The organism is Tardiphaga sp. P4_G1 (assembly GCF_056401215.1).
The window spans coordinates 44,040-56,600 of the sequence record NZ_JBFUJU010000013.1 but is presented as its reverse complement, the minus strand read 5'-3'; the positions used below and the strand labels follow the sequence as shown (position 1 = coordinate 56,600).

At 60.7% G+C, this 12,561-nt stretch carries 9 protein-coding genes and 2 pseudogenes; all 11 read right to left on the bottom strand.

What is annotated here, in order from left to right; genetic code table 11:
- Nucleotides 1-64: 64 nt before the first annotated feature.
- The gene (locus AC1DUY_RS26815; protein ID WP_231080973.1) at nucleotides 65-1,033 is read right to left on the bottom strand and encodes a Bug family tripartite tricarboxylate transporter substrate binding protein; all 969 of its coding nucleotides are present in this window, start codon (nucleotides 1,031-1,033) and stop codon (nucleotides 65-67) included.
- Between the two features lie 362 nt (nucleotides 1,034-1,395).
- Nucleotides 1,396-3,720, bottom strand: a complete 2,325-nt coding sequence (locus AC1DUY_RS26810) for a PAS domain-containing sensor histidine kinase (protein ID WP_478118261.1) — start codon at nucleotides 3,718-3,720, stop codon at nucleotides 1,396-1,398.
- A gap of 244 nt (nucleotides 3,721-3,964) precedes the next feature.
- On the bottom strand, nucleotides 3,965-4,933 hold the full coding sequence (locus AC1DUY_RS26805) for a zinc-binding dehydrogenase (protein WP_478118259.1): 969 nt from the start codon (nucleotides 4,931-4,933) through the stop codon (nucleotides 3,965-3,967).
- Nucleotides 4,934-4,953: 20 nt separating this feature from the next.
- On the bottom strand, nucleotides 4,954-5,949 hold the full coding sequence (locus AC1DUY_RS26800) for an NAD(P)H-dependent flavin oxidoreductase (protein WP_089267106.1): 996 nt from the start codon (nucleotides 5,947-5,949) through the stop codon (nucleotides 4,954-4,956).
- Nucleotides 5,950-6,099: 150 nt separating this feature from the next.
- Nucleotides 6,100-6,243, bottom strand: a pseudogene (locus AC1DUY_RS26795) (fumarylacetoacetate hydrolase family protein); the annotation flags it as partial.
- Nucleotides 6,242-6,547, bottom strand: a pseudogene (locus AC1DUY_RS26790) (2-dehydropantoate 2-reductase N-terminal domain-containing protein); the annotation flags it as partial. The pseudogenes AC1DUY_RS26795 and AC1DUY_RS26790, both read right to left, overlap by 2 nt.
- Nucleotides 6,548-6,659: 112 nt before the next feature.
- A complete protein-coding gene (locus AC1DUY_RS26785; RefSeq protein ID WP_478118256.1) occupies nucleotides 6,660-7,091 on the bottom strand; it encodes a CBS domain-containing protein in 432 nt (143 codons plus the stop codon).
- A 279-nt stretch (nucleotides 7,092-7,370) separates the two neighbouring features.
- On the bottom strand, nucleotides 7,371-8,681 hold the full coding sequence (gene oxlT, locus AC1DUY_RS26780; RefSeq protein ID WP_478118254.1) for an oxalate/formate MFS antiporter: 1,311 nt from the start codon (nucleotides 8,679-8,681) through the stop codon (nucleotides 7,371-7,373).
- Nucleotides 8,682-8,914: 233 nt separating this feature from the next.
- A complete protein-coding gene (gene oxlT, locus AC1DUY_RS26775) occupies nucleotides 8,915-10,204 on the bottom strand; it encodes an oxalate/formate MFS antiporter (protein ID WP_089267112.1) in 1,290 nt (429 codons plus the stop codon).
- Between the two features lie 209 nt (nucleotides 10,205-10,413).
- Nucleotides 10,414-11,919, bottom strand: coding sequence for a tripartite tricarboxylate transporter permease (locus AC1DUY_RS26770; protein ID WP_089267113.1), 1,506 nt, complete (start codon nucleotides 11,917-11,919; stop codon nucleotides 10,414-10,416).
- A 57-nt stretch (nucleotides 11,920-11,976) separates the two neighbouring features.
- Nucleotides 11,977-12,474, bottom strand: a complete 498-nt coding sequence (locus AC1DUY_RS26765; protein WP_089267114.1) for a tripartite tricarboxylate transporter TctB family protein — start codon at nucleotides 12,472-12,474, stop codon at nucleotides 11,977-11,979.
- Between the last annotated feature and the right edge of the window lie 87 nt (nucleotides 12,475-12,561).

The window sequence follows — 12,561 nt, the reverse complement described above, 5'->3', positions numbered from 1 at the left end:
GTCTTCGAACACTGATCCGCTTAAACCAGACTCTGCGCTGCTTGAGAGACGTGTATCGCAGTTCCTACTGCTCCGGCTTGACCTTGCCGATCTCGACAACCGTCTTCCAGCGGGCGAGTTCCTTTTCCAGAAAGCTCTGAAATTCCGCGCTCGTATTGGCGACGACCTCGAAGCCGCTGTCGGTCAGCCGCTTCTTGAGATCGGGCGAGGTGAGGGCGGTGGTGATCGATGTTTCGAGCTTGGTCTTCACATCGGCCGGAAGGCCTTTGGGCGCGACGAAGGCCTGCCACGAATAGATATTGAGATCGTCGACGCCGACTTCCTTCATCGTTGGCGTCTGCGGGAATGAATCAGAGCGCGCGTCACTGGTAACGGCCAGAATTTTCATCTTGCCGCCTCGGATGTAGTTGGCGACTGCGCCGAGATTCTGGAAGGAGACGTCGACATGTCCGCCCATCAGGTCCGTATGGGCCTGCGAGCCACCCTTGTAGGGCGTGTGGATGCCGGTGGTCCCCGTTTTCTGCCAAAACAACACCGCCGTCAGATGGTCGGACGAGCCCACGCCCGATGAGGCGAACGTGACTTTGTCGGGATTCTTCTTGAGATAGTCGATGAGTTCCTGGACGGTATTGGCCGGGAAATCGGGGCGCGTGATCAGCACGTTGGGATTGCGCACAGCGACACTGAGCAGATCGAAATTCTGGAGCGGGTGATAGCCCGGGTCCTTGTAAAGCACCGGATTGATCGCGATGACCCCGATCGAGCCCACCATCAGAGTGTAGCCATCCGGCTTTGAGCGAGCGAGTTGCGTTGCGCCGATGGAGCCGTTGGCGCCGGGTTTGTTCTCGATGATGAAGGACTGCCCGAAGCTTTCCTGCATCTTCTGCGTCGTCATGCGCGCTGTCGTATCGCTGGCGCCGCCGGCAGTGAAAGGCACGATCACCGTGATGGATTTCGCGGGATAGTCTTGCGCGACTGCCATGCCTGGCACTGTCAGACAGAATGCCGCCACGGCGAGATGGCTCAGTTTCATCGTCGTTTCCTCCACTGGAATGCTTTTGTTTATTGAACAGGCGACAATCTCCGTGTCGCTCTTGTCTTGACGGCTCATCCATCTGCTGAAGAGCAGTGTGGTTCGTGAGTTCGGGAGCTCCCTTCAGTCGGCAACCGCTGGAGTTTTGTTGGTAGATACTTCGCAGATGGCCGCTTTGAAAATTGACAGATCACACGAGAAAGAACAGCGGTCCCAGTCCAGACCGGCCGTGCCGACGCGCCAATATAGCGACCTGCAACCTTTAGTATAGGTATGGGCAGGGGCCTCCCAAGCGGCCATTTGACGCTTGGGCATCATGCCATGGGCGTTGGCTCGGCCGGGTCAGCGGTAAGCATCGACGCCTAGGCGGCCTCGGAGATTTCCGCTGGCCTGTGTCTGCCGCGGAGCGGGATGGTGACGCAGACCACGGTGCCGGTGCCAAGCTTGGAGCGCAGCTTCATCGATCCGCCATGCAGGTTGGTCAGCGATTTGGCGATAGCGAGGCCGAGGCCCGAGCCGTGATAGGTCTTGGCGAGCTGGCTCTCGACCTGCTCGAACGGGCGTCCCAGACGCTTCAGCGACTGCGGGGCGATGCCGATGCCACTATCGGCGATCATCAGAGCGACGGAGTCGCGCAGCACGCGGCTGCGCACGGTGACACGGCCGCCATCGGGTGTGAACTTCACGGCATTCGAGAGCAGATTGACCAGGATCTGCTTGATGGCGCGGCGGTCGGCCACCACCGGTGCATCGGCCGCGATGTCGGCGCTGAGTGTCAGATTCTTGTCGTCGGCGCGGCCGGAGACGACACGCAGCGCTTCGGACAGCGTCTGTCCAAGATCGAGCGGCTCGAGGTCCAGCTGCATACGACCGGCCTCGATCTTCGACATATCGAGAATGTCATTGATGACTTCGAGCAGATAGTGACCGCTGGTGAGAATGTCGTGGCAGTATTCGGCATATTTGTCGGAGCCGAGATTGCCGAACATGCCGCTGCCCATGATTTCCGAGAAGCCGATAATCGCGTTCAGCGGCGTGCGCAGTTCGTGGCTCATATTGGCCAGGAATTTCGACTTGGTCTGGTTGGCTTCCTCGGCGCGGTTCTTCTCGTCGGAATATTTCTGGGCGAGGTCGGCGAGTTCGAGCGCCTGTTTCTCCAGCGCAGCCTGGGAGTGCTTGAGATCGATAACGCTGGCGCGAAGGCGCAGATCGTTGTCGACCAGCTTGTGCTCGTGCTCCTTGATGCGGGTAATGTCGGTGCCGACGGAGACGTAGCCGCCGTCCTTGGTGCGGCGCTCGCTGATATGCAGCCAGCTGCCGTCCTCGATCTGCGCTTCGAAGGTACGGGCGCCAGGGGCCGCAGCGCCGGATTCCGCGAGACGCGAGCGGACCTCGGGCATGCTGCCGACTTCGAGCACGGTCTCGTAGGACGTCCCCGGCGACACCGCCGAGTCCGGCAGCTTGTGCAGGCGCTGGAAATGCGAGTTGCAGAGGACCAGGCGATCCTCCGCGTCCCACAGCACGAAGGCTTCGGGAATGGTCTCGATGGCGTCGCGCAGCCGGACGTCGGCCTCGACGGTCTTCTCGGCGAGGCTCTTCTGTTCGGTGACGTCGATGGCGATGCCGATCAGGTGCTGGCTGCCATCGTTCTGGCCCTGCGCGAGTTCGCAGCGCAATTGCAGCCAGATCCAGTGGCCGTTGCTGTGCTGCATGCGGAAGGTCTGGTCGATGTGATCAATCTTGAACGAAATCAGCTGATCGGCGATCTCGAACAGGTTGATGTCGTCGGATTGTACCAGCGCATTGACTTCGCCGAAGGTCAGCAGGTCGCTGCGGCTGTCGAGGCCCAGCATGGTGAACATCGACTGCGACCAGAAGATGCGGCCGCGCGACAGATCCCAGTCCCACAATCCGCAGCGGCCGCGGTTGAGGGCAGTGTCGATGCGGCCACGCACGGCGTCGTTGATGGCGTCGCCTTCGCGGGCGCGGGTCGATTGCCAGTGGAAGGCGAAACCGAGGATCAGCACCACGAAGCCGGTGGTGGCCGAGAGCGTGATCGACAGCGCGGAGTCCGAGCGCCAGATCGGCTCGTTGTTCTCCTGAATGACGACCACCTGACCCGGCAGCGCCTTGACGATGCGGCGGGTGGCCAATGCATGGCTGTTGTCGGGCAGCTTCACATCGACAACGTCAGTGCGTTGACCCTGCGCAGCCGTGGCCTGTGTCGCACTGAGGACGTCGAGGATGCGATTGGCGTCGCCCGGTGGCAGGTCGATCGGCACGCGCGCGAGAATGCTCTGATCGGCGCCCAGCACGATGACGTGGCGTCCCCCGGCGATCCCCCAGGATGGAATCAGGCTGGGCAGCAGGCTCTGCAGGCGCTCGACGGCTGCAGAGCGATCCTGACGGATGGTGCCGTTGCGTTCGAGACGCTCGGCGAGCAGATCGGCGAGCGCTGCGAGATCGCGCTTCATCGATGCCTGCTTCTGCCGGCTCTGATCGACCACCTGCACGAAGGCGCCGAAGAAGATCGTGATGAGAAAAGCGATGATGAGTGTAGGGACGGCTCGGCGAAGTGCCGGCTCTGCGATCAGCAGCCTGTGATAGGCCGGCTTCGCGATAGACTGCGCCAATCCTTTGATCGAATCGGATTGGACGCATGCGTTGTCCGCATGCGCACGCGCCATACCTAAGCCCCCTCGAAGAATCTCGCCCGCGTCGCTCGAAACAACTGCCCCGCCACTTCGAATCGCAAGACCAATAAGAATCCACTTTGCCAGGGCTGTCGAGAGTCAACGAAACGTTAACGTGAAATAAATCGTATCCACCGGAGAATTTCATCACTGTTCGGTACTTGCATGAGTCCGAAACAGGAACGCCGCGCATGAGAATCACGCGCGGCGTTGAAATCAATGACTCGCAGAACGCGCGTTACAACGTGACCACGATCTTGCCGAGATGCTTGTTGGCTTCCATGTGGTCGAACGCCGTTCCGATGTCGTCGAATGTGTAGACCTTGTCGATCGGCAGTTTCAGTTGGCCGGCTTCGATAGCGGGCCAGATGTCCGTACGCACCGCACTGAAGATGTCGCGAATCTCCTGCATCGATCGCGTGCGGAAGGTTACGCCGATATAGGTGATGCGGCGGGCGGCATGGAGATCGAAATTGAAATCGCCATGGGTGCCGCCGAGGCGGCCGACATTGACGATGCGTCCCATCACCTTCGTGGCTTTCAGGTTCTGATTGGCGACGGGCCCCGAGATCTGGTCGACGATCAGATCGACGCCGTCGCCGTCCGTGGCCTTGAGCACCTGATCAACCCAGCCGGCATCTTTCGAATCGATGGCGAGGTCGGCGCCGAAGTCTTTCAGCCGGGCGCGACGTGCGGCGTCGGTGGATGAACCGATCACCGTCTTTGCGCCCTTGAGCCTGGCGATCTGCAGCGCCATCAGGCCGACGCCGGAACTGGCGCCCTGGATCAGGACCGATTGGCCGGGCTGCAGTCCGCCATTGGTCACCAGCGCATTGTGCATCGTGGTGATGGCGACGGGCAGAGTGCAGGCATCCTCGAAACTCATGCTGGCTGGCATGTGGAACAGCCGGCCGTGATCGGTGACGGCGAATTCGGCAAAGGCCGCACCGCCGGAACCCATCACGCGATCCCCGACCTTGACGCCCTTGGCCTCCGGGCCGAGTTCGGCGATCTCACCGGCCCATTCCATTCCCAGCACCGTACCGACGCCGCCGGCAGCGCCGTGGACATGGCCTTTGGTCATGCCGAGGTCGGCGCGGTTAAGGCCGCAGGCTTTCACCTTAACCAGCACCTGCGTGCCGGTGGGCGAGGGCTTCGGGGCATCACCGATCGCAGCGCCATTGGCGCCGTAGACATAAGCTTTCATGGTTCTGCTTTCCGTTCCGTCTATTCAGCGGCCTGGCGCTGGCTGCCATCAAGCATGGCTTCGAAGCGTGCGCGGATAATCGTCTCGGCATCATGCATGATGCGCGACACAAGTTCCTGGCAGCTCGGGATGTCGTGGATCAGGCCCTGGACCTGGCCGGCCGACCAGATGCCATCTTCGGCGTCGCCGTGCGAATAGACCAGCTTGCCGCGGGCACCGGCGACGAGTTCCTTGATCTGTTCGAAAGTGGCGCCTTCCTTCTCCATGGCGACGACCTGTTTGCTCACCGCGTTCCTGGCGACGCGCGAGGTGTTGCGCATGGTGCGGAAGATCAGGTCGGTCTCGCGTTCGTCATTGGCAACGATGCGTTCCTTCACCAGCTGATGGATCGGGCTCTCCTTGGTGCACATGAAGCGCGTGCCCATATTGATGCCCTCGGCGCCGAGCGCCAGCGCGGCGACAAGGCCGCGGCCGTCGCCGAAGCCGCCCGAGGCGATCATCGGGATCTTGATCTTGTCGGCCGCGGCCGGGATCAGGATCAGGCCGGGGGTGTCGTCCTCACCCGGATGGCCGGCGCATTCGAAGCCGTCGATGGAGATCGCATCGACGCCCATACGCTCGGCGGAGAGGCCGTGGCGCACGCTGGTGCATTTATGGATGACCTTGATGCCGTGCTTCTTGAATTCGGTGACGTGTTCCTGCGGCTTGTTGCCGGCAGTCTCGACCACCTTGATGCCGGCCTCGATGATGGCCTGGCGATATTCCGCATAGGGTGGCGGCTTGATGGTTGGCAGAATGGTCAGGTTCACGCCGAACGGCTTGTCGGTCATGTCGCGGCAGCGCGCGATTTCCTTGGTGAGGTCTTCCGGCGTCGGCTGGGTCAGTGCGGTGATCAGGCCGAGCGCGCCGGCATTGGCCACTGCGGCGACGAGCTCGGCGCGGCCGACCCACTGCATGCCGCCCTGGACGATCGGGTGTTCGACACCCACGAGCTCGGTAAAGCGCGTCTTGATCATGATGGTCCTCTGTTCCCTCGCAGGCGCATCGGGTGGGCCCGATGAGGCTTGTTGATCTTTGGGGGGCGGAGGATGCCGTCGCACCGGGTGAATGTCCATCGGACAGCCGGCGGTGCGCCATGCGGATTTGGCGGGGCGAGTGCCTAATTCCTATTGGTGGAATTCGTTATGTAGCTCGCCGATACCTTCGATCGCGATGGTTACGGTGTTGACAGGCTCCTTCATCACGCCGACGCCGACAGGGGTGCCGCAGCAGATCAGATCGCCCGGCAGCAGGGTCATGTCGTGGGAGATTCATCGCGGTGACAATGCGTGTCCTTGGTCCGAGCAGCGGCTGCATCTGTTCGATCACACCGGTGATCGAATGGGCCTTCAGGAAAATGATGACATAATCCTGCTCGCCGAGTTCTGCTGGATCGTCGGTGCAGGGGATATGCACGACGTGTTCTTCTCCTGCTATCAGCAGCTTCAGTCCATTTGCGCGCATCGCCGCAAGATGCGCGCCGCGCGCGACAAGGCTGACATCGGCGCCAGCCCGCGCGAGCTGAACGCCGAGATAGCCGCCGATGGCGTCGGCGCCGTAGATGCAGATCTTCATGAAATGTCACCAAGGCAACGGGCGCGGACAAGGCAAAAGAACTGGCATCACGGACCGCTGGCGGTCCGTGTCGATCCCGGTATGAAACGCGAAGTGAGCTTGAGGCTAGGCCTCAGGCGACCGCTGCACGCGCTTGCGGTACATCCTCATGATCGAGCGCCCTGCTGATGTCGCGGATGCTGATCACGCCGATCAGCGTGTGATCGTCGATGACCGGGACATGGCGAATGTGATGCCTGTTCATCAGGTGTCGCACATGTTCGAGCGTGTCGGTCGAGTGGCAGGAAATCAATTCCTGGACCGAGATCATATCCGAGACCTTGCGATTGACGCCGGCGGCGCCGTGTTCGGCGATCGCGCGCACCACGTCTCGTTCCGAGAACATGCCGACCGCGGTGTTGCCCTCGGTGCGGCACACGTCCTTCACGACCAGTGCGCTGATATTGCCCGTCCGAAGCAACTGCGCCGCGATGGCGACGGTCTCGTTCATGCGGACAGTGGCGATACGGGTGCTCTTCCTACGCAGGATATCTCCGACTTGCATGGCAATAACCTCCCTTGGCTGATCGGCTGAGGATCGATCTTGTAGGCGCAAGATTGGTATACGGTATGCCAGTTGTCAACGCAGAAACCGGGATATCGAGGGGTCGTGGATCAAGAAAGAAAGTCAGTGTTTCTGACGTTTATTTGCTGCTTGGCGTGTATTTCCGATGTGCTTCTGGCGCACTGGCGATATCCAGTCGGAACTCTGGTATGCCAGTTGGGCATGAAAAAAGGGGCGCACTCGCGTGCGCCCCTGAAATCTTGAACGAGCTTCGATTGATCAGGCGGTCTTGGCGCTGTGCGCCGCGGCTTCCGTTACGGCAGGTTCGCTTCCCAGAATGAATGCGCGCCGCATCGGCTTGATGACGAACAAAGCGAGCAACGCAGCCGTGGCATTGAGTGCAACGGCGATCACAAACACGGCCTGCCATCCATAGCTCGCTGCAATCAGGCTCGCGAGTGGTACCAACAATGCCGCCGTGCCCTTTGCGGTGTAGAGCATGCCGTTATTCGTCGCGGCGTATTTGGCGCCGAACGTATCGCCTGACGTCGCCGGGAACAGACTGTAGATCTCACCGAAGACGCCGAAATAGACCGCCGTCGCCAGTACGAAGACGAGTGGGTTGTGGCCATAGGCCGACAGCGTCAGCAGCATCAGCGCGGCGGTGCCGAAGGCGATGAACATGGTGTGTTCACGACCGATCTGATCCGACAACCAACCGAAGAGCGGGCGGCCGAACCCGTCAAAGATGCGATCGAGCGAGATGGCGAAGGTCAGTGCTGCCATCTGGAAGCCGGCCAATGTCACCGGAGAATTCGCAATGTTGTAGTCGTGGGCGATCGGCGCGATCTGCGCTGCGGTCATCAAGCCACCGGCGGCGACCATCACGAAGACCAGATACATGACCCAGAAGATCGGGCTGCGCAGCACTTGCGGCGGTGTGAAATCCGTCTTGGTCTGCGGCAGATTGAGTTGTTTCCTCGTCACCGGCATGGCCTGCAGAGGCGGACGCATGAAGAAGGCGAGCATGAACACGATCAGGCCCTGGCCGATGCCGAAGGTGAAGAAGGCGTGCTGATAGCCGCTCTCGGCAATCATATGCGCAATCGGCACGACGGTGATCGCAGCGCCAGCGCCGAAGCCTGCCGCCGTGGCGCCCGCGGCAAGGCCACGGCGATCGGGAAACCACTTCAGCGCGTTGCCGACGCAGGTGCCGTAGACCGAACCGGCGCCGATGCCACCGACGACGGCGCCGGCGTAAAGCATCACCAGTGAGTCCGCATAGGAGTTCAGCACCCAGGCGAGGCTGATCATGGCTCCGCCGAACATGATGACGACGCGGGGACCGTATTTGTCGACGAACCACGCTTCGACCGGCACCAGCCAGGTTTCGACGACGACGAACAGGGTGAAGGCAAGCTGGATCGCGGCGCGACCCCAGTGATACTTGGCGTCGATGGGGTCGACGAACAGCGTCCATCCGTATTGCAGGTTGGCGATCATCGCCATGCAGACGATGCCCATCACGAGTTGGATCCAGCGGAAGCTGCCGGGTGGGTTGGACGCGGTGGTGAAGTCTGGTCGAGCCATCGTGTTTCCTCCGATGCGCGCTTTTTCCCTTGCGGCGTGGTGTCGCTAAGGTTGTGGCGTATTGCCGCAGGCGTCGCTTGGTCGGAGACTGGTATATTATATTCCACGATGCAAGGTGGTCTTGCCCGATTATTGCGCGAAGGCGATCACGCCTTGGCGAGCAGCGCGTCGCCCACGCAAAACGCGCCCAGCCGGGGCTGAGCGCGTTGTTTTCTTGAGGCTTTTTGCGTTTTTTAGGTCGCAAGCGCCTTGCTGACGACGACCTTACGCCAAGGCTTCAGCACCGCAATGGCCAGCAGTGAAGCCAGGATATTGGCGCCGGCTGCAATGAGAAAGACGCTGTCCCAGGTGCCCGACGACTGCTGCATGTAGTTCGCGACCGGCACCAGAAGTGCTGCCGTCCCCTTTGCCGTATAGAGCAGGCCGGCATTGGTCGTTGCGAACTTGGAGCCGAAGGTGTCCGTACACGTCGATGGGAAGAGCGAGTAGATCTCACCCCATGCGAAGAACACGAAGCCCGACAGCAGCACGAACCACAGGGGATCGTGGCCCCACATATACAGCGCCCAGATGCCCACGCCTTCCATGCCGAAGGCAATGAACATGGTGTTCTCGCGACCGATCATGTCGGAGATCCAGCCGAAGAACGGACGCGTGAGACCGTTGAGTACGCGGTCGATGGTGGCTGCGAAGGTGACCGCCGTCATCGTCATGGCCATCAGCGTGACGGGGACGTTGTCGATCTTCCAGTCGGCCGCAATGGGCTTCAGGTTGGCCGTCACCATCAGGCCGCCGGCCCCCACGATCACGAACATGAAATACATCAGCCAGAAGATCGGATGGCGGATGACTTCTGTCGGCGCGTAGTTGCGGCGGGTCTGGATAACGTTGGCGTTCTGCGTGACCGCCGGTACCTGTCCAGCCTTTGGTGCGAACAGGAAGAAGGAGAGGATCACGATGATGATGCCTTGCCCGAGACCGAAATACAGAAATGCGGTCTGGAAGCCGGAATCTTGGATCATGGCCTGGATCGGAGCGACCGTGAGGGCGGAGCCGGCACCAAATCCTGCGGCGGTGATGCCAGCCGCGAGGCCGCGCTTGTCAGGAAACCACTTCAGGGCATTGCCGACGCAGGTGCCGTAGACGCCGCCAGCGCCGATGCCCGCAACGATCATGCCGAGATAGAAGCCGTTGAGCGTTTCCGCCTGTGCATTGATCGCCCAGCCGATGCCGCAGAGGATGCCGCCGATAAGGACGACGAGCTTCGGGCCGTATTTATCGACGAACCATCCTTCGACCGGCACCAGCCAGGTCTCGAACAGAACGAAGAGGGTGAAGGCCCACTGGATCGACGCACGATCCCAGCCGAACTTCTTCTGGATGTCGGGGACGAAGAAGGTCCAGCCGTATTGATAGTTGGCGATCATCACCATCGCGCCAACGCCGATGGCAAGTTGTGTCCAGCGGTAGGCATCGCTGACACGTGCGGCAGCTGGCGCCACCCCGTGAACTGCATCAGTCATAGTTCCTCCTAAAGCGCTGTTCTATTGAGAGCTCGACAGCTGCGAAGGATAGTTTGGTATATGATATGCCAACTAACAAGCGAAATCTTGCCAATTTGCCGCTGCAAGTTTCGCATGACTGAATGCTGTACTGCGATACTACAAGACAGCACAAAGCCGGCGGTCCAGACCGCCGGCTTTTGGGTTTGAACAGTTATTTGTATCGTTACTTACGCTGCTGCAGTGCGAGTACGCAGCCGGGTGAAGCCGTTCTGGATCACCGACCAGAACAGCGCGATCAGGCCGAGGATCATGATGCTGCTGACCAGTGTGTTCGAGAAGAAGATCCCAAGCGATCCCTGTGAGCCCAGCAATGACTGCCGGAAGGCTTCCTCGGCCTTGTCGCCAAGTACGATGGCGAGCACCAGCGGGGCGAGGGGATAGTTACACTTCTTCAGTGCGTAACCGATGATTCCGAATACCAGCATCATCACCACGTCGAAGGTCGAGTTGTGGACGGAATAGGCTCCGATCGCACAGAGCACCAGGATGAGCGGTGCAATGATGCTGAATGGAACCCGCAGGATTGCTGCGAAGATCGGTACGCAGGTTAGCACGATGATCAGGCCGACGAGGTTGCCGAGATACATCGAGGCGATCAGGCCCCAGACGAACTCCTTCTGCTCGACGAATAGCATCGGGCCGGGCTGCAGGCCCCAGATCAGCAGACCACCAAGAAGCACAGCGGCAGTTGGCGAACCGGGGACGCCGAGCGAGAGCATCGGAAGCAGGGCTGCGGTACCGGCGGCATGCGCGGCCGTTTCCGGAGCGATGACGCCTTCGATCTCGCCCTTGCCGAAATTGTTGCCGTTCTTGGAGACGCGCTTGGCGATCCCGTAACTCATGAACGATGCCGGTGTCGCACCTGCCGGCGTGACACCCATCCAGCAACCAATCACGCAGGAGCGCAGTGACGTCATCCAGTATTGCGGCAGGCTCATCCAGGTACGGAGCACGACGCGAAGATCGATCTTCGCCTTGCCGCCCTGGAAGCGCAGGCCTTCCTCCATGGTGAGGAAGATTTCGCCAAGACCGAAGAGGCCGATGACAGCGATCAGGAAGTCGAAGCCATTGAGAAGTTCGGTTGAGCCGAACGTGAGTCTCAGTTGGCCGGTAATGGAATCGAGGCCGACGGCGGCGAGAGCGAAGCCGATCATCATCGCCGCAATGGTCTTGAAAGGTGGCTCCTTACTCAGCCCGACGAAACTGCAGAACGCCAGGAAATAGACCGCGAACTTCTCCGCGGGTCCGAATCGTAAGGCGAAGCCTGCGACCAGCGGCGCGACCAGGGTGATCATGACGACGGCGAACAGCGCACCAACGAAAGAGGACGTGAAGGCGGCGGTCAGTGCTTCGGCAGCCTTGCCCTGCTGGGCCATCGGATAGCCGTCGAATGTCGTGGCGACCGACCATGGCTCTCCGGGGATGTTGAACAGGATCGAGGTGATCGCACCTCCGAACAATGCGCCCCAATAGATGCAGGACAGCATGATGATGGCCGATGTCGGCGGCATGCTGAAGGTGAGGGGCAGCAGGATCGCAACGCCATTGGCGCCGCCAAGGCCGGGCAGCACGCCGATGATGACGCCAAGCACGATGCCGAGCACCATCACCGCGATGTTGAATGGCTGCAGCGCGACCGCAAAGCCCTGGAACAGATTAGCAATTTCTTCCATTTCGAGTAGTCCTCAGAAAGAGACCGGCAGACGCAACGGAATTAAAGATCGCGGAAATCAGAGACCGAGCAGATCCTCGAGGGGCCCTTTGGGGAGCGGCACGAGAAACCAGCGTTCAAAGATCAGGTAGGTGACGACAGGCATGCCAAGAGAGATCGCGGCGATGATCGGCCACTCATATTTGCCGAGCCAACGCATGAACCATGCGATGAAGATCATCGACGACACGTAGAGTCCGATGAACGGCAGGACGCCGACATAGATGCCGGTGGGAATGACGACACTGAAGACCTGGCGCAGCTGGCCCCATTCGGCGAACAGGCTGCCGTCGTCCTCGCGCAGCGTGTTCCAAATATTGACGAGGCTGGAGATGATAATGAACAGCCCGATATAGAACGGGAAGAATCCGGCTTTCGGTCCCTCTGCGCCCCAGTTGATGCCGGCCTTGACGCTGCCATAGACGACAATGGCGCCGAACAGGCCGATGACGGTGGTGACGCCGGCTTCGACCGATTTGTGAGACGGGCCTGCGTTGTGAGATTGCTGCGTGGTCATGGACAACTCTGTGTGAGAGATCAGCGTCGATCAGCGTGTTGCATGCGCCGGACCTGATGTGCGATCAGGTCCGGCGTCATGGTGCCG

Bases quoted from the DNA above. Each gene is read 5' to 3' on its own strand.
- AC1DUY_RS26815 (WP_231080973.1), bottom strand. From the start codon at position 1,033: ATGAAACTGAGCCATCTCGCCGTGGCGGCATTCTGTCTGACAGTGCCA.
- AC1DUY_RS26810 (WP_478118261.1), bottom strand. From the start codon at position 3,720: ATGGCGCGTGCGCATGCGGACAACGCATGCGTCCAATCCGATTCGATC.
- AC1DUY_RS26805 (WP_478118259.1), bottom strand. From the start codon at position 4,933: ATGAAAGCTTATGTCTACGGCGCCAATGGCGCTGCGATCGGTGATGCC.
- AC1DUY_RS26800 (WP_089267106.1), bottom strand. From the start codon at position 5,949: ATGATCAAGACGCGCTTTACCGAGCTCGTGGGTGTCGAACACCCGATC.
- AC1DUY_RS26785 (WP_478118256.1), bottom strand. From the start codon at position 7,091: ATGCAAGTCGGAGATATCCTGCGTAGGAAGAGCACCCGTATCGCCACT.
- oxlT (WP_478118254.1), bottom strand. From the start codon at position 8,681: ATGGCTCGACCAGACTTCACCACCGCGTCCAACCCACCCGGCAGCTTC.
- oxlT (WP_089267112.1), bottom strand. From the start codon at position 10,204: ATGACTGATGCAGTTCACGGGGTGGCGCCAGCTGCCGCACGTGTCAGC.
- AC1DUY_RS26770 (WP_089267113.1), bottom strand. From the start codon at position 11,919: ATGGAAGAAATTGCTAATCTGTTCCAGGGCTTTGCGGTCGCGCTGCAG.
- AC1DUY_RS26765 (WP_089267114.1), bottom strand. From the start codon at position 12,474: ATGACCACGCAGCAATCTCACAACGCAGGCCCGTCTCACAAATCGGTC.